Raw genomic sequence first — 12,826 nt, forward strand, 5'->3', positions numbered from 1 at the left:
CTTTTGGACGCCTTGTAGGGGTGAAACACTGAAAAACTGCCAACTTAAGAGTAAACACTTGAAAAACAAGCAATTTTAGAATTGCACGTGATTTTTCCGCCAGCGCTTTGCGAAGCAAAGGGCTGATTGCAAAAAATTTGTACACCTTCAAACCCAAAAAAGGGTGGAAGGGTTCGAAAGCCTTTTAAATAGTCTCCATAGACCTTCCTCCAGCGTTGGAGTATTCAGAGCGAAGGATGACAGGAAAATGGGCTGGCACATCTTTATTCCGGATTCGCTCCTTGAAGAGAGTGATGATCCGAAAATTCGGACGTACAAGGTTGGTCAGGTAGCAAGAGCAGCGGCGATCTTCGGCGTCGAGCACATCTGGATTTACGGGGCCGGCGGCAGGGACGGCAGGTTCATAAAAACCATCCTCGAATACGCTGAAACACCCCAGTACCTCAGGAAGAGGCTATTTCCGCTGATACCGGAGTTGAGGTACGTTGGCGTCATCCCGCCCTTGAGGACCCCCCACCATAAGCTCAAGCGAAAGCCCAGAGTTGGGGAGATCCGTGAGGGCTTCGCCTTCAGGAAGGGACGAAGGATTTACGCCGACATTGGACTTGATGACCTTGCGATGGTTGAAGGAGTCATTGAAGGGCGTGCAACGTTCGAGATCATCTCAACAAGGCCCCTCAAAGTGATACCGACAAAACCAGAGGAGTACTGGGGGTACCGGGTTCACCTCACCGGTAGCCCTCTAGCAAAAACACTTAAAAAGGCAAGGCTTGACCTGGCAGTTGCAACCTCCAGGAAGGGGCAAGACATTCGGGAGGTGAGGCTTCCCTCACTTAAGAGGGAGGTCGGATTGGTCTTTGGCTCGCCGAGGAGGGGCGTGATGGAGCTCCTCGGTGGGGAGGATTATAACTTTGATCTAATCCTCAACACAGTTCCAAATCAGCGGACAGCCACCGTCCGCACCGAGGAGGCCATCTTGGCCACACTCGCGGTGTTTAATTTCATAGGGAGGGATTGAGATGGGAAAGATACACAGACCAAGGAGAGGTTCACTGGCTTACTCGCCCAGAAAGCGGGCTAGGAGTGTAGTCCCAAGAATCAAAACATGGCCGGAGGAGAGTGAGGTTAGACTGCTTGGCTTCGCAGGATACAAGGCGGGGATGACCCACATCCTCATGATAGACGACAGGCCGGGGCTTACCAGGGGCAAGGAAATCGTTATGCCTGTTACTATCGTGGAAGTCCCGCCGCTCTTCGTCTACGGTATCAGGGCATACAGACAGGGGTACCTTGGACTGGAGACCGTCACTGAGGTATGGGCACTCAACCTCAGCGATGACCTGAAGAGAAGGATAAAAACACTCCCTAAGAACTACAACGAGGAAACGTTCCGTGCAAAGCTTGGGGAGCTTGAGGATCTCGTTAGGAATGGAGAGATCGTTGAGGTCAGGGCCCTCGTCCACACCCAGCCGAGACTCATCAAACTCAAGAAGAAGCCCGAGGTCATGGAATACGCGGTTGGCGGAGACGATGTTGCCGCCAAGTTTGACTACCTCAAGGGGATCGTTGGCAGGGAGGTCCGTGCGGGGGATGTCCTTCACGAGGGCGAGCTCCTCGACGTCATCGCGGTAACCAAGGGCAAGGGAACTCAGGGCCCGGTCAAGAGATGGGGAGTTAAGATACAGTTTCACAAGGCCCAGCGTGCAGGTAAGGCTAGGCATATAGGCAACCTCGGTCCGTGGCATCCGACCAGGGTCATGTGGACGGTTCCGCTTGCGGGACAGATGGGTTTCCACCACAGAACCGAGTTCAACAAGAGACTCATAGCGATAGGCGAGAACGGAACCCTTGAGCTCAACGGCAACAAAGTTGAGGTGACTCCAAAGGGAGGCTTCCCTCACTACGGTCTCATAAGAAGCGACTTCCTGATGATCCAGGGCACGGTCCCGGGTGCTTTTAAGAGAATCGTCCGGGTCAGACCGGCCATCAGGGCTCCGAAGAAGAGACCTCCCCTTGAGAGACCACAGATAACGTACATCAGTAGAGAATCCAAGCAGTGAGGTGAGATAGATGAAAGTTAAGGTATTTTCACTTGAAGGCGAGCCCGTTGAGGAGATAGAGCTTCCAAAGGTCTTTGCCACCCCCTTCAGGCCCGACCTCATCAGGAGGGCTGTCATTGCCTCATGGACGCACAGGATACAGCCGCAGGGCAGGGACCCGCAGGCCGGTAAGAGACGCGTCACCGAGAACATTGGAAAGGGCCATGGGATGGCGAGGGTTGAGAGGATAAAGACCTCTCCGAGGTTCGCTGCGTTCGTCCCCTTTGCGGTTGGTGGAAGAAGGACCCACCCACCAAAGGTCGAGAAGGTTATCTGGGAGGGCATTAACAAGAAGGAGAAGAGACTCGCTGTAATGAGCGCGATAGCCGCCACCGCAAACTATGACCTCGTCAGGGCTAGGGGGCACATGGTCGACAACGTCCCGCAGGTTCCGCTAGTCGTCACCGACGACCTCGAGAAGGTCTTCAAGACCGCCCAAACTAGGGAGATATTCAAGAAGCTCGGCGTCTGGGACGACATTGAGAGGGCCAAAAAGAACACCAAGATAAGGGCAGGTAAGGGCAAGATGCGCGGAAGGCGCTACAAGAAGGCCAAGGGGCCGCTCGTCGTCGTTGCCAAAAACGAGGGAATCGTCCAGGGAGCTAGGAACCACCCGGGCGTTGACGTTATCACAGTGGAGAACCTCGGCGTTGAACTGCTCGCTCCGGGTACCCACCCCGGAAGGCTTACCATATGGACAAAGGGTGCGATAGAAAAGCTTAGGGAGATTTACGGGTGATGAGAGATGGATCCGTACAGGGTTATCGTTAGGCCGCTCGTCACGGAGAAGGCCGTTTCAATGATAGAACGAGAGAACAAGCTCACCTTCATAGTGAACAGGAGGGCCACAAGGGCCGACATCAAGAGGGCCGTGGAAGAGATGTTCGAGGTTAAAGTGGAGAAGGTCAACGTCCTCCTCACCATGAAGGGCGAAAAGAAGGCTTACGTGAAACTCAAGCCGGAATACGACGCTAGTGAGATAGCCGCAAGGATAGGATTGTTCTGATGGGGTGAGTGAGATGGGAAAGAGTCTGATTCAACAGAGGAGAGGTAAGGGAACGAGCACCTTTAGGGCGCCCTCCCACAGGTACAGGGGAGCGGTTAAGTACGTTCCGCTTAACCTGACGAAGGAGCAGACCCTTGTTGGTGAAGTCGTAGAGATACTCCACGACCCCGGAAGGACCGCACCGGTTGCCAGGGTGAAGTTTACGAACGGCATGGAGAAGCTCATCATAGCTCCAGAAGGGCTCCTCGTTGGTGAGGAGATAGCGGCCGGGCCGAACGCTCCGATAAAAATGGGCAACTCCCTTCCGCTCGCAATGATACCTGAGGGAAGCTACGTTTACGACATAGAGGGGAGCCCCGGTGATGGTGGCAAGTACGTCCGTGCGGGTGGAACTTACGCACTCATCGTCAGCAGGGAGAAGGACAAGGTCATAGTCCAGCTTCCGAGTGGTGAGCTCAGGCAGTTCAACCCTGCCTGCAGGGCAACCATAGGTGTGGTCGCTGGCGGTGGAAGACTTGAGAAGCCCATAGTTAAGGCAGGAAAGGCTTACTACATCATGAAGGCGAGGAACAGGTTCTGGCCAAAGCCGAGGGGCGTCAAGATGAACGCAGTTAACCACCCACACGGTGGTAAGGAGCATCACATTGGCAGGCCAAGCACCATCGCCAGAAGGGCCGCCCCAGGTCAGAAGGTTGGTCATATCGCCGCGAGAAGAACCGGTAGGAGGAAGTGAAGATGGCGAGGAAGAAAGAGTTTAAGTACAGGGGTTACAGTTTCAATGAACTGCTTAACATGTCACTTGAGGATTTTGCCAAGCTTCTTCCTGCCAGGCAGAGGAGAAGCCTCAAGCGTGGACTTTCACCTGAGCAGAAGAAACTCCTGAGGAAGATACGGCTTGCTAGAAAAGGGAAGTACAAGAAGCCGATAAAAACCCACAGCAGGGACATGGTTATCCTCCCAGAGATGGTCGGCATGACCATACACGTCCACAACGGGAAGGAGTTCGTCGCTCTGGACATCAAAGAGGAAATGATAGGACACTACCTCGGTGAGTTTGCCCTGACCCGGAAGATAGTGCAGCACGGTTCGCCGGGTGTTGGAGCTACAAGGTCCTCAATGTTCGTGGCTATCAAGTGAGGTGGTCTAGATGTCCAAGGGAAGGTTTTCCTATTCATTCCAGAACTTTGATCCTGAGAGAATGGCGCGCGCCAGTGGAAGGGATCTCAGGATGTCCCCAAAGCACACTGTGGAGCTCCTCAGGGAGATCAGGGGCATGATGGTCAACGATGCACTCCGCTACCTCGACGACGTTATAGCGCTCAAGAGACCGGTTCCAATGAAGCGGTTCAACGACAGCCAGGGGCACAAGCCGGGCAGGGGTTTCGGTCCAGGTCGCTATCCGGTCAAGGTCGCCAAAGCCGTCAAGAGGATCCTCCTCAACGCCAAGAACAACGCCGAACAGAAGGGGCTTGATGTTGACAGGCTTAAGGTGATCCACGCAGCAGCCCAGAGGGGCCCAGTGCTCCGCGGCTACATTCCCAAGGCCTATGGAAGGGCCACACCGTTCAACGAACAGACCACCCACGTGGAGATAGTTGTTGAGGAGATTAGGAGGTGAGCCTTTTGGCGATCGAGAGATACTTCATCAGGGAGAACGTTAAGGAGATGCTCATTGACGAGTACCTCGAAAAGGAGCTCAGAAGGGCTGGCTACGGTGGAATCGACATAAAGAAAACTCCCCTTGGTACAAAGGTGACGATATTCGCGGCCAGTCCCGGATATGTTATCGGCAGGGGTGGAAGGAAGATACGGGAGCTTACCCGGCTACTCGAGAGGAAGTTCAACCTTGAGAACCCACAGATCGAGGTCGAGGAGATCAAAAATCCCTACCTCAACGCCAAGGTTCAGGCTGTCAGGCTTGCCCAGGCCCTTGAGAGGGGTATTCACTTCAGGAGGGCTGCCTACTCGGCCATAAGAGCGATCATGAGGAACGGTGCCAGGGGTGTCGAAATCCGTCTGAGCGGAAAACTCACCGGTGAGAGGGCCAAAAGTGTCCGCTTTTATCAGGGTTACCTCGCTAAGGTCGGCAACCCCGCCGAGACCCTCGTCAGTAAGGGCTACGCACAGGCGCGCCTTAAACTCGGCGTCATTGGTGTTAAGGTCTCAATCATGCCGCCCGATGCTAAACTCCCGGACGAAATTGAGGTCATAGAAAAGCCCGTTGAGGAAGAGGTGAGCGGAGAATGAAGCCAAGTGAGATCCGTGAGATGGGCATGGATGAGATCAACGAGAGGCTCAGGGAGCTCCGCCTTGAGCTCGCCAAGGAGAGGGGTGTGCTCACCATGGGGGCATCGACCGAAAACCCCATGGTCATCCGAAACCTCAGGCGCGATATAGCGCGCCTGCTTACCATACGAAAGGAGAAGCTTAAGGAGAAAAGGTGAGGTTCGGTGCCTAGGATTGTTAACCCTCTGGATGAGATGCTCTTTAAGGAGGTCCTGAAGGAACAGCAGAGGATTAGGGTGTACATAGAGAAAGCCCGCTACGGGAAGCTCAAGACCATAATCGAGGGGATCGATGAGAAGGAGTTCGATCTCGATGAGATCGCAAAGAAACTGAAGGCGAAGTTGGCATGCGGTGGAACCGTGAAAAAAGGAAGAATAGAGCTCCAGGGCGATCACAGGGACAGGGTCAGGAAGTTGCTTGGAGAACTTGGATTTTCAGAGGACTTGGTAGAGGTGGAGTGAACCATAAAAGGCTCATCTGGAGCGAGCTCATTGGACTGAAAGCAAAGATTATAAGGGCATCCCATCCAGAGCTGGTTGGCATCGAGGGCTACGTCCTTGATGAGACGAGGAATACCCTCACCCTCGGCGGTGAGCGGGTCTGGGTAATCCCAAAGGACGTGGTGGAACTTGAGTTTGAAGCTGGCAATAAAAGAATCCGGATTGAAGGGAAGAACCTAATAGGAAGGCCTGAGATGAGATTGAAGAAGAGGTGGAGACGATGAGAGAGATTGGATTGAAGATTCAGCCTCCCGCTGAGAAATGTGATGATCCAAACTGCCCGTGGCATGGATATCTAAAGCTCCACGGCAGATACTTTGAGGGAGTTATCGTCAGCGATAAGGGCAAAAAGACCGTCGTGGTTGAAAGGCAGCACTACCACTATCTCAAGAAGTACGAGAGATATGAACTTAGGAGAAGCAGGATACACGCTCACAACCCCGAATGCATAGATGCTAAGGTCGGTGACAGAGTCCTAATAGCTGAGAGCAGACCGATAAGTAAAACCAAGAGTTTCGTGGTAGTTGCCGTGACCAAAAGGGCTGAGGAGGTGTGAAGGATGGCCAAGAAGGGTGCTGGAGCCACAAGGGGAATTAGTCCAGTCAGGCCGACCCGTGCCCTCCCAATAGGCGCTTATCTCAGGGTCGCAGACAACAGCGGCGCCAAGGTCGTTCAGATCATAGGCGTCGTCGGTTACAAAGGTACCAGGAGGAGGCTGGCCAGCGCGGGTGTTGGGGACATGGTTATCGCGGCTGTCAAGAAGGGGCGGCCGGATATCAGGCATCAGGTGGTCAGAGCCGTCGTTGTGAGGCAGAGAAAGGAATACAGAAGGCTCGACGGCATGCGTGTCAAGTTCGAGGACAACGCGGCAGCGATAGTCACCCCTGAGGGTGTCCCCAGAGGAACCGAGATAAGGGGCGCCATAGCGAGGGAGGCCGCCGAGCGCTGGGTCAGGCTCGGCAGCATAGCGAGCATCGTGTTGTGAGGTGAGAATTATGAAGCTTAATACAAAGCAACCGAGAAAGCAGAGGAAGTTCCTTTACAACGCCCCACTGCATCTTAGGGGCAAGTTCATGAGTGCGGCCCTCAGCAGGGATCTGAGGGAAAGGTACAACGTCAGGAACCTCCCTATTAGGTCGGGGGACAAGGTCAGGATCGTCCGGGGCGACTTCAAGGGCAAGGAAGGCAAGGTCATGGATATTGACCTCAAAAGGTACAGGATACACGTTGAGGGGGTTACCCAGAAGAAGGTTGATGGAACCGAGGTGTTCTACCCGGTTCACCCGTCCAACGTCGTTATAATAGACCTCAACCTTGAGGACGAGAAGAGGGAGAAGATAATTAATAGGAGGGCTTGAAAATGGCGAGAAAGGGTGCAAAGAGACACCTTAAGAGGCTTGCTGCCCCAACCCAGTGGTACCTCTCAAGAAAGACCTACAAATGGGCCATCCGTCCGAGGCCGGGTCCCCACAGTATGAAGACCTCGATTCCGCTGCTCTATATAATCAGGGACTATCTCGGCTACGCCAAGACTGCAAGGGAGGCACGGAGGATACTTAACGAAGGCAGGGTCCTGGTTGATGGTATACCAAGGAAGGACTACAAGTTCCCCGTCGGTATAATGGACGTTGTTTCTATCCCTGAGACCGGCGAGCACTACAGAATCCTACCGAACAGAATTGGGAAGCTGATACTTCATCCTATAGCTGATAAGGAAGCCAACGTGAAGCCACTCAGGATAAACAACAAGCGCATGGTTAAGGGGGCCAAGGTTCAGCTAAACCTCCACGATGGAAGCAATCACTTGGTCACCATGAACGATAAGGATAAGTACAGGACGGCCTATACCGTTCTCATGAGGGTTCCCGACAGAGAGGTCATCGAGGTCATCCCGTTCGAGGTAGGGGTCTACGTCTTCGTTACCCAGGGTAAGAACGTCGCCAGGAGAGGCAAGGTCACTGAGGTTAGGAGGTTCCCGATGGGCTGGCCGGACGTTGTCACAATTGAGGACGAGAACGGCGAACTCTTCGACACACTTAAGGAGTACGCCTTCGTCGTTGGAAAAGAGAAGCCGGAGATTTCCCTTCCGTGAGAGAGGTGAGATGAGATGGAAATCAACAGAGAGGCTATCCTTGCAGACTGGGAAGCTCACCCGATGAGGAAGCCCAGGATTGCAAAGGTCACCATAAACATTGGAGTCGGCGAGAGCGGTGAGAGGCTCACCAAGGCTGAGAAGATGCTTGAGGGACTCGTCGGTCAGAAGCCGATAAGGAGACGTGCTAAGCAGACCAACAAAGACTTCGGAATCCGGCGTGGTGAGCCTATAGCGGTCAAGGTCACACTCAGAAAGGAGAAAGCAGAGAAAATGCTCGATAGGCTCCTTGAGGCTGTTGACAGGAAGCTCAAGGCCGGCAACTTCGACGAGCACGGGAACTTCTGCTTTGGGATACAGGAGCACATAAACATACCCGGCGTCGAATACGATCCGGAAATAGGCATCTTCGGTATGGACGTCTGCGTTACCCTCGAGAGGCCAGGATACCGTGTTGCCAAAAGGAAGCGGGGAAGGAAGAAACTTCCGACCAAGCACAAGCTGACTAAGGAGGAGGGTATCGTCTTCGCTGTGGAAGAGCTGAATGCTAAGGTGGAGGGATTGTGAGATGGCGAAGGCTGACTACAACAAGAAGAAGCCGCGCAAGTTCGGTAAGGGTGCGAGAAGGTGCATGCGTTGCGGCCAGTACGGCCCGGTTATCAGGATACACGGCCTTATGCTCTGCAGGCACTGCTTTAGAGAGATAGCCCCCAAGCTGGGCTTTAAGAAGTACGAGTGAGGTGAGAGAAGATGACTTTACTTGATCCACTGGCTAATGCCCTTTCACACATAACGAACAGCGAGAGGGTCGGAAAGAATGAGGTCTACCTCAAGCCAGCCTCCAAACTCATGGGGGAGGTCCTCAGGGTTATGCAGGAGAACGGCTACATAGGCGAATTCGAGTTCATAGACGATGGAAGAGCCGGAATCTACAGGGTACAGCTCATAGGAAAGATCAATAAGACAGGTGCTATAAAACCGCGCTTCCCGGTCAAGGCTACGGAGTACGAGACCTGGGAAAAGAGGTTCCTCCCGGCATTCGAGTTCGGTATCCTCATAGTCTCGACCTCCCAGGGAGTTATGGCCCACAAAGAAGCCATCGAGAAGGGAATCGGCGGTAGGTTGATAGCGTACGTCTACTGAGGTGAGAGGGATGCCGATAGATGCATGGGTAAGAGAAGAGGTTGAGATTCCTGAGGGTGTTGATGTCACCGTTGAGGGAAACGTTGTTAATATCAAGGGGCCAAAGGGTGAACTTCAGAGGGAGTTCAAGTACCCCGGTGTAAAGGTATTCACAGAGGACGGTAAGGTCGTGGTCTTCAAAGAGTTCCCCAGGAGAAAGGACATAGCCATAGCGAGAACCTTTAAGGCCCATATAGCGAACATGCTCAGGGGCGTCACCGAGGGCTTTACTTACAGGCTCAAGGTAGTCTACAGCCACTTCCCGATGACCGTTAAGGTTCAGGGTGACGAGGTCGTCATCGAGAACTTCCTCGGTGAGAAGAACCCCCGGAGGGCCAAGATCCTCCCTGGAGTTTCGGTTAAGGTAACGGGTAGTGAGGTCATCGTTGAGGGCATCGACAGGGAGGCCGTTGGTCAGACCGCTGCAAACATTGAACAGGCAACTAGGATAACCAAATGGGACAGGCGCGTCTTTCAGGATGGTATTTACATCGTTGACAAGGCGGGTAAACCTATAAAGTTCTGAGGTGTGAGAAATGAACGAGAAAGCGAGACTCCTTAGGATAAGGGCCAGGATCAAGAGGAAGAAACCGCGCTTCCTCAGGCAGGAGTGGTGGAGGTTCCCGAAGTTCAAGAACAATCCCAAGTGGCGCAGGCCGAAGGGAATTGACAGCAAACTCAGGCTTAAGAAGAAAGGCAAAGCTCGCTCCCCCAGCATTGGATGGAGATCTCCAAGGGCCGTTCGTGGACTACATCCGAGCGGGTATGAAGAGATCCTCGTCCACAACGTTAGGGAGCTTGAGGCCATAGACTCGACCAAGCAGGCCGCCAGGATAGCCGGAACCGTTGGAGCCAGGAGGAGGGAGACCATACTCGCCAGGGCAAAAGAGCTTGGCGTTAAGGTACTCAACCCGTGAGGTGAGATTATGCTCAAGATGCAGAGGAGAATTGCCGCTGATTTGTTGAAGTGCGGTGAGAACAGGGTATGGATCGATCCTGAGAAGATGGAGGATGTCGCTGCCGCAATAACCCGTGAGGATATAAAGAGACTCATCCATGATGGCGTAATCAAGAAGAAGCCTGTTAGAGGACAGAGTACATACAGAGCTAAACTCCGGGCAGAGGCCAGGAAGAAGGGCCGTCACAGGGGGCCGGGAAGCAGGAAAGGCAAGAAGACAGCCAGGATGGGCAAGAAGGAACGCTGGATGATGACCATCAGGGCCCTCAGGAGGGAGCTTAGGAAACTCAAGGCGGATGGCAAGCTCGACGAGCACGCATACAGAAGACTCTACATCAGAGCCAAGGGCGGCCAGTTCAAGAACAAGCGACAGCTCTACCTGTTCATGCAGGAGCACGATATACTGAAGGAGTGAGGTGAGAGAGATGGCACACGGACCAAGGTATAGGGTTCCATTCAGAAGGAGGAGAGGGGGTAAGACTAACTATCACAAGAGGCTCGCCCTCCTCAAGTCCGGAAAGCCCAGGCTTGTTGTGAGGAAGACCCTCAACCACCACGTAGCCCAGATAGTGGTTTACGACCCGAAGGGGGACAGAACGATAGTCTCAGCACACACCAAGGAGCTCATGAGGGACTTCGGCTGGAAGAGCCACGGAGGCAACACACCTTCAGCCTACCTGCTCGGTCTCCTCATAGGCTACAAGGCCAAGAAGGCCGGAATCGAGGAGGCCATCCTTGACATAGGCCTCCACCCTCCGACCAGGGGTTCGAGCATCTTCGCCGTGCTGAAGGGCGCCGTTGACGCTGGACTCAACATCCCGCACAGCGAGGAGATATACCCCGAGGACTACAGGATAACCGGTGAACATGTTGCCAACTACGCCAGGGCCCTTAAGGAGAAGGATGAAAGCCTCTACCAGAAACAGTTCTCAGGTTATCTCACCAGAGGATTAGAGCCTGAGAAGCTCCCTGAGCACTTTGAGGATGTTAAAGGTAGGATAATCGAGAAGTTTGAGGGGGCGAGAGAATGAGCGACCCGAGAGAGATGACCCAGCGCGTTCTTGAGGAGTGGCAGCCGAGGACCAAGCTCGGCAGGCTCGTCAAGGAGGGCCAGATAACTGACATTCACGAGATATTCCGTAAGGGCTACCAGATCAAGGAGCCTGAGATAGTGGATGTCCTCCTCCCGGAGGTCAACCTCAGGGAGAACCAGGAGGTTCTCGACATAGCTCTCACCGTCAGGATGACCGACAGCGGCAGGCGCATAAGGTTCCGTGTTCTCGCCGCTGTGGGCAACAGGGACGGTTACGTCGGCCTCGGAATCGGCCATGGGAAGGAGGTTGGAATAGCCATCAGGAAGGCCATCAACTACGCCAAAATGAACATCATCGAGATCAAGCGCGGCTGTGGAAGCTGGGAGTGCAGGTGCAGGAGGCCGCACTCGATTCCCTTCGCCGTCGAGGGCAAGGAAGGCAGCGTCCGCGTCAAGCTCATGCCGGGACCGCGTGGACTTGGACTGGTCATCGGTGACGTCGGCAAGAAGATACTCAGCCTCGCCGGCGTCCAGGACGTCTGGTCCCAGACTCTCGGTGAGACGAGAACCACCGTGAACTTCGCCAAGGCGGTCTTCACCGCGCTCTACAACACCAATAGCGTTGCCATTAAGCCGGAGGACATCGAGCGCTATGGCATAATCGTCGGAAGAGAGATGTCAGCAAACTTCCAGATTGAGTGAGGTGAGAGAAGATGGCAAAGTTCGCACTCATCAGGCTTAGGAGCGGGATAAGGGCGAAGGGTGAGGTCAGGGACACCCTCGCCATGCTCCGTCTCCACAGGATAAACCACCTCGTCCTCGTCGACGACAACCCGAGCTACAATGGAATGGTCCAGAAGGTCAAGGACTACATCACCTGGGGTGAGATTGACAAGGAAACCCTCGCCGCCCTCATCAGGAAGAGGGGCAGGCTCATCGGCAACAAGCCGGTTACCGATGAGTACGTCAAGGAGAAGCTTGGTATGAGCATAGATGAGTTCGCCCAAAAGATCGTGGACGGTGAGATGAAGCTTGGGGACCTCCCCAGTGTGAAACCGGTCTTCAGGCTTCACCCACCAAGGGGCGGCCTAAAAGGAAGCAAGAAGCGCTCGTTCAAGGAGGGCGGGGCACTTGGTTATCGCGGCGAGAAGATAAACGAGCTCATTGAGAGAATGCTCTGAGGTGGCGAGAGATGATAAGGAGAAAGAAGAAGGTTAGGAAGTTCCGCGGGAGTCACACTCATGGATGGGGATGCAAGAAGAAGCACCGCGGCGGTGGCAGCAAGGGCGGCAAAGGAATGGCAGGAACCGGAAAAAGGAAAGACCAGAAATGGACCTGGGTTATCAAATACGCCCCCGACAGGTTGGGCAAAAGGGGATTCCACCGGCCAAAGGCCGTTCAGTACCTCCCCCAAGTAATGAATCTCAACGACATAGAAGAGAACCTTCAGCTCTTCCTCGACAGCGGCATTGCGTACGAGGAGGAGGGAAAACTCATTGTGGACACCACTCAGATGGGGATCGACAAGGTCCTTGGAAGCGGAAGGATCAGCAGGCCCCTTGTGGTGAAGGCTTACTACGTAACTCCCAAAGCTGAGGAGAAGATTAAGGCCGCTGGTGGCGAGGTTCTCCTCGCCTGATTCCCTTTAATTTTCAAAAAAATCTCGGGTG

25 protein-coding genes are annotated in these 12,826 nt (G+C 54.1%); all 25 read left to right on the forward strand.

The features are described 5' to 3' along the window. The first annotated feature begins 247 nt into the window (after positions 1-247). The 25 genes from MVK60_RS04130 to MVK60_RS04250 are packed head-to-tail and all read left to right on the forward strand — an operon-like array spanning position 248 to position 12,795. On the forward strand, positions 248-1,018 hold the full coding sequence (locus MVK60_RS04130) for a putative RNA uridine N3 methyltransferase (RefSeq protein ID WP_297436872.1): 771 nt from the start codon (positions 248-250) through the stop codon (positions 1,016-1,018). Between the two features lies 1 nt (position 1,019). Beyond that, positions 1,020-2,060, forward strand: coding sequence for a 50S ribosomal protein L3 (locus MVK60_RS04135; RefSeq protein ID WP_297436757.1), 1,041 nt, complete (start codon positions 1,020-1,022; stop codon positions 2,058-2,060). A gap of 10 nt (positions 2,061-2,070) precedes the next feature. Continuing rightward, the gene (gene rpl4p, locus MVK60_RS04140) at positions 2,071-2,838 is read left to right on the forward strand and encodes a 50S ribosomal protein L4 (RefSeq protein ID WP_297436759.1); all 768 of its coding nucleotides are present in this window, start codon (positions 2,071-2,073) and stop codon (positions 2,836-2,838) included. Between the two features lie 6 nt (positions 2,839-2,844). After that, positions 2,845-3,105 (forward strand): 50S ribosomal protein L23, encoded by a 261-nt coding sequence (locus MVK60_RS04145; protein ID WP_297436761.1) that lies wholly within the window; start codon positions 2,845-2,847, stop codon positions 3,103-3,105. A 13-nt stretch (positions 3,106-3,118) separates the two neighbouring features. Further along, on the forward strand, positions 3,119-3,838 hold the full coding sequence (locus MVK60_RS04150) for a 50S ribosomal protein L2 (RefSeq protein WP_297436763.1): 720 nt from the start codon (positions 3,119-3,121) through the stop codon (positions 3,836-3,838). 2 nt (positions 3,839-3,840) lie between these two features. Then, positions 3,841-4,242: a 30S ribosomal protein S19 gene (locus tag MVK60_RS04155; RefSeq protein WP_297436765.1), complete on the forward strand. Its 402-nt coding sequence runs from the start codon at positions 3,841-3,843 to the stop codon at positions 4,240-4,242. A gap of 10 nt (positions 4,243-4,252) precedes the next feature. After that, positions 4,253-4,723, forward strand: a complete 471-nt coding sequence (gene rplV, locus MVK60_RS04160; protein WP_297436767.1) for a 50S ribosomal protein L22 — start codon at positions 4,253-4,255, stop codon at positions 4,721-4,723. Between the two features lie 5 nt (positions 4,724-4,728). Further along, entirely contained in the window at positions 4,729-5,352 is a 624-nt protein-coding gene (locus MVK60_RS04165; protein WP_297436769.1) for a 30S ribosomal protein S3, read from the forward strand. Next, on the forward strand, positions 5,349-5,549 hold the full coding sequence (rpmC, locus tag MVK60_RS04170; RefSeq protein WP_297436771.1) for a 50S ribosomal protein L29: 201 nt from the start codon (positions 5,349-5,351) through the stop codon (positions 5,547-5,549). Before MVK60_RS04165 ends, rpmC begins: the two co-directional genes overlap by 4 nt. 36 nt (positions 5,550-5,585) lie before the next feature. Continuing rightward, positions 5,586-5,852: a stress response translation initiation inhibitor YciH gene (yciH, locus tag MVK60_RS04175; RefSeq protein WP_297067778.1), complete on the forward strand. Its 267-nt coding sequence runs from the start codon at positions 5,586-5,588 to the stop codon at positions 5,850-5,852. Then, positions 5,738-6,115 (forward strand): ribonuclease P protein component 1, encoded by a 378-nt coding sequence (locus tag MVK60_RS04180; protein WP_297436773.1) that lies wholly within the window; start codon positions 5,738-5,740, stop codon positions 6,113-6,115. The genes yciH and MVK60_RS04180 overlap by 115 nt, the downstream gene beginning before the upstream one ends. Further along, on the forward strand, positions 6,112-6,447 hold the full coding sequence (locus tag MVK60_RS04185; RefSeq protein WP_297436775.1) for a 30S ribosomal protein S17: 336 nt from the start codon (positions 6,112-6,114) through the stop codon (positions 6,445-6,447). The genes MVK60_RS04180 and MVK60_RS04185 overlap by 4 nt, the downstream gene beginning before the upstream one ends. A gap of 3 nt (positions 6,448-6,450) precedes the next feature. After that, positions 6,451-6,876 (forward strand): 50S ribosomal protein L14, encoded by a 426-nt coding sequence (locus tag MVK60_RS04190; protein ID WP_297436777.1) that lies wholly within the window; start codon positions 6,451-6,453, stop codon positions 6,874-6,876. Positions 6,877-6,886: 10 nt separating this feature from the next. Continuing rightward, positions 6,887-7,249 carry a 50S ribosomal protein L24 gene (gene rplX, locus MVK60_RS04195; protein WP_297436779.1) on the forward strand — a complete coding sequence of 121 codons (363 nt, stop codon included), beginning with the start codon at positions 6,887-6,889 and terminating at the stop codon, positions 7,247-7,249. A gap of 2 nt (positions 7,250-7,251) precedes the next feature. After that, a complete protein-coding gene (locus MVK60_RS04200) occupies positions 7,252-7,983 on the forward strand; it encodes a 30S ribosomal protein S4e (RefSeq protein WP_297436781.1) in 732 nt (243 codons plus the stop codon). A gap of 15 nt (positions 7,984-7,998) precedes the next feature. After that, entirely contained in the window at positions 7,999-8,550 is a 552-nt protein-coding gene (locus MVK60_RS04205) for a 50S ribosomal protein L5 (RefSeq protein WP_297436782.1), read from the forward strand. 1 nt (position 8,551) lies between these two features. Continuing rightward, on the forward strand, positions 8,552-8,722 hold the full coding sequence (locus MVK60_RS04210; protein ID WP_167910185.1) for a 30S ribosomal protein S14: 171 nt from the start codon (positions 8,552-8,554) through the stop codon (positions 8,720-8,722). Positions 8,723-8,733: 11 nt separating this feature from the next. After that, positions 8,734-9,126: a 30S ribosomal protein S8 gene (locus tag MVK60_RS04215; protein WP_297436786.1), complete on the forward strand. Its 393-nt coding sequence runs from the start codon at positions 8,734-8,736 to the stop codon at positions 9,124-9,126. 10 nt (positions 9,127-9,136) lie between these two features. Next, positions 9,137-9,691, forward strand: coding sequence for a 50S ribosomal protein L6 (locus MVK60_RS04220; RefSeq protein ID WP_297436788.1), 555 nt, complete (start codon positions 9,137-9,139; stop codon positions 9,689-9,691). A gap of 10 nt (positions 9,692-9,701) precedes the next feature. Beyond that, positions 9,702-10,082 (forward strand): 50S ribosomal protein L32e, encoded by a 381-nt coding sequence (locus MVK60_RS04225; RefSeq protein WP_297436790.1) that lies wholly within the window; start codon positions 9,702-9,704, stop codon positions 10,080-10,082. A 9-nt stretch (positions 10,083-10,091) separates the two neighbouring features. Further along, positions 10,092-10,538, forward strand: coding sequence for a 50S ribosomal protein L19e (locus MVK60_RS04230; protein ID WP_297436792.1), 447 nt, complete (start codon positions 10,092-10,094; stop codon positions 10,536-10,538). Positions 10,539-10,548: 10 nt separating this feature from the next. Next, positions 10,549-11,154, forward strand: a complete 606-nt coding sequence (locus tag MVK60_RS04235) for a 50S ribosomal protein L18 (RefSeq protein WP_297436794.1) — start codon at positions 10,549-10,551, stop codon at positions 11,152-11,154. Further along, entirely contained in the window at positions 11,151-11,858 is a 708-nt protein-coding gene (gene rpsE, locus MVK60_RS04240) for a 30S ribosomal protein S5 (protein ID WP_297436796.1), read from the forward strand. The genes MVK60_RS04235 and rpsE overlap by 4 nt, the downstream gene beginning before the upstream one ends. 11 nt (positions 11,859-11,869) lie before the next feature. Beyond that, entirely contained in the window at positions 11,870-12,337 is a 468-nt protein-coding gene (locus MVK60_RS04245; protein ID WP_297436798.1) for a 50S ribosomal protein L30, read from the forward strand. Between the two features lie 11 nt (positions 12,338-12,348). Further along, on the forward strand, positions 12,349-12,795 hold the full coding sequence (locus MVK60_RS04250; protein ID WP_297436800.1) for an uL15m family ribosomal protein: 447 nt from the start codon (positions 12,349-12,351) through the stop codon (positions 12,793-12,795). Positions 12,796-12,826: the final 31 nt, after the last annotated feature.

It is taken from the genome of Thermococcus sp. (assembly GCF_026988555.1).
GTDB lineage: Archaea > Methanobacteriota_B > Thermococci > Thermococcales > Thermococcaceae > Thermococcus.

Excerpts from the sequence above, each read along its gene's own strand:
- MVK60_RS04130 (WP_297436872.1), top strand. The coding sequence starts at position 248 with ATGGGCTGGCACATCTTTATTCCGGATTCGCTCCTTGAAGAGAGTGAT.
- MVK60_RS04135 (WP_297436757.1), top strand. The coding sequence starts at position 1,020 with ATGGGAAAGATACACAGACCAAGGAGAGGTTCACTGGCTTACTCGCCC.
- rpl4p (WP_297436759.1), top strand. The coding sequence starts at position 2,071 with ATGAAAGTTAAGGTATTTTCACTTGAAGGCGAGCCCGTTGAGGAGATA.
- MVK60_RS04145 (WP_297436761.1), top strand. The coding sequence starts at position 2,845 with ATGGATCCGTACAGGGTTATCGTTAGGCCGCTCGTCACGGAGAAGGCC.
- MVK60_RS04150 (WP_297436763.1), top strand. The coding sequence starts at position 3,119 with ATGGGAAAGAGTCTGATTCAACAGAGGAGAGGTAAGGGAACGAGCACC.
- MVK60_RS04155 (WP_297436765.1), top strand. The coding sequence starts at position 3,841 with ATGGCGAGGAAGAAAGAGTTTAAGTACAGGGGTTACAGTTTCAATGAA.
- rplV (WP_297436767.1), top strand. The coding sequence starts at position 4,253 with ATGTCCAAGGGAAGGTTTTCCTATTCATTCCAGAACTTTGATCCTGAG.
- rpmC (WP_297436771.1), top strand. The coding sequence starts at position 5,349 with ATGAAGCCAAGTGAGATCCGTGAGATGGGCATGGATGAGATCAACGAG.
- yciH (WP_297067778.1), top strand. The coding sequence starts at position 5,586 with ATGCTCTTTAAGGAGGTCCTGAAGGAACAGCAGAGGATTAGGGTGTAC.
- MVK60_RS04180 (WP_297436773.1), top strand. The coding sequence starts at position 5,738 with ATGCGGTGGAACCGTGAAAAAAGGAAGAATAGAGCTCCAGGGCGATCA.
- MVK60_RS04185 (WP_297436775.1), top strand. The coding sequence starts at position 6,112 with ATGAGAGAGATTGGATTGAAGATTCAGCCTCCCGCTGAGAAATGTGAT.
- MVK60_RS04190 (WP_297436777.1), top strand. The coding sequence starts at position 6,451 with ATGGCCAAGAAGGGTGCTGGAGCCACAAGGGGAATTAGTCCAGTCAGG.
- rplX (WP_297436779.1), top strand. The coding sequence starts at position 6,887 with ATGAAGCTTAATACAAAGCAACCGAGAAAGCAGAGGAAGTTCCTTTAC.
- MVK60_RS04200 (WP_297436781.1), top strand. The coding sequence starts at position 7,252 with ATGGCGAGAAAGGGTGCAAAGAGACACCTTAAGAGGCTTGCTGCCCCA.
- MVK60_RS04205 (WP_297436782.1), top strand. The coding sequence starts at position 7,999 with ATGGAAATCAACAGAGAGGCTATCCTTGCAGACTGGGAAGCTCACCCG.
- MVK60_RS04210 (WP_167910185.1), top strand. The coding sequence starts at position 8,552 with ATGGCGAAGGCTGACTACAACAAGAAGAAGCCGCGCAAGTTCGGTAAG.
- MVK60_RS04215 (WP_297436786.1), top strand. The coding sequence starts at position 8,734 with ATGACTTTACTTGATCCACTGGCTAATGCCCTTTCACACATAACGAAC.
- MVK60_RS04220 (WP_297436788.1), top strand. The coding sequence starts at position 9,137 with ATGCCGATAGATGCATGGGTAAGAGAAGAGGTTGAGATTCCTGAGGGT.
- MVK60_RS04225 (WP_297436790.1), top strand. The coding sequence starts at position 9,702 with ATGAACGAGAAAGCGAGACTCCTTAGGATAAGGGCCAGGATCAAGAGG.
- MVK60_RS04230 (WP_297436792.1), top strand. The coding sequence starts at position 10,092 with ATGCTCAAGATGCAGAGGAGAATTGCCGCTGATTTGTTGAAGTGCGGT.
- MVK60_RS04235 (WP_297436794.1), top strand. The coding sequence starts at position 10,549 with ATGGCACACGGACCAAGGTATAGGGTTCCATTCAGAAGGAGGAGAGGG.
- rpsE (WP_297436796.1), top strand. The coding sequence starts at position 11,151 with ATGAGCGACCCGAGAGAGATGACCCAGCGCGTTCTTGAGGAGTGGCAG.
- MVK60_RS04245 (WP_297436798.1), top strand. The coding sequence starts at position 11,870 with ATGGCAAAGTTCGCACTCATCAGGCTTAGGAGCGGGATAAGGGCGAAG.
- MVK60_RS04250 (WP_297436800.1), top strand. The coding sequence starts at position 12,349 with ATGATAAGGAGAAAGAAGAAGGTTAGGAAGTTCCGCGGGAGTCACACT.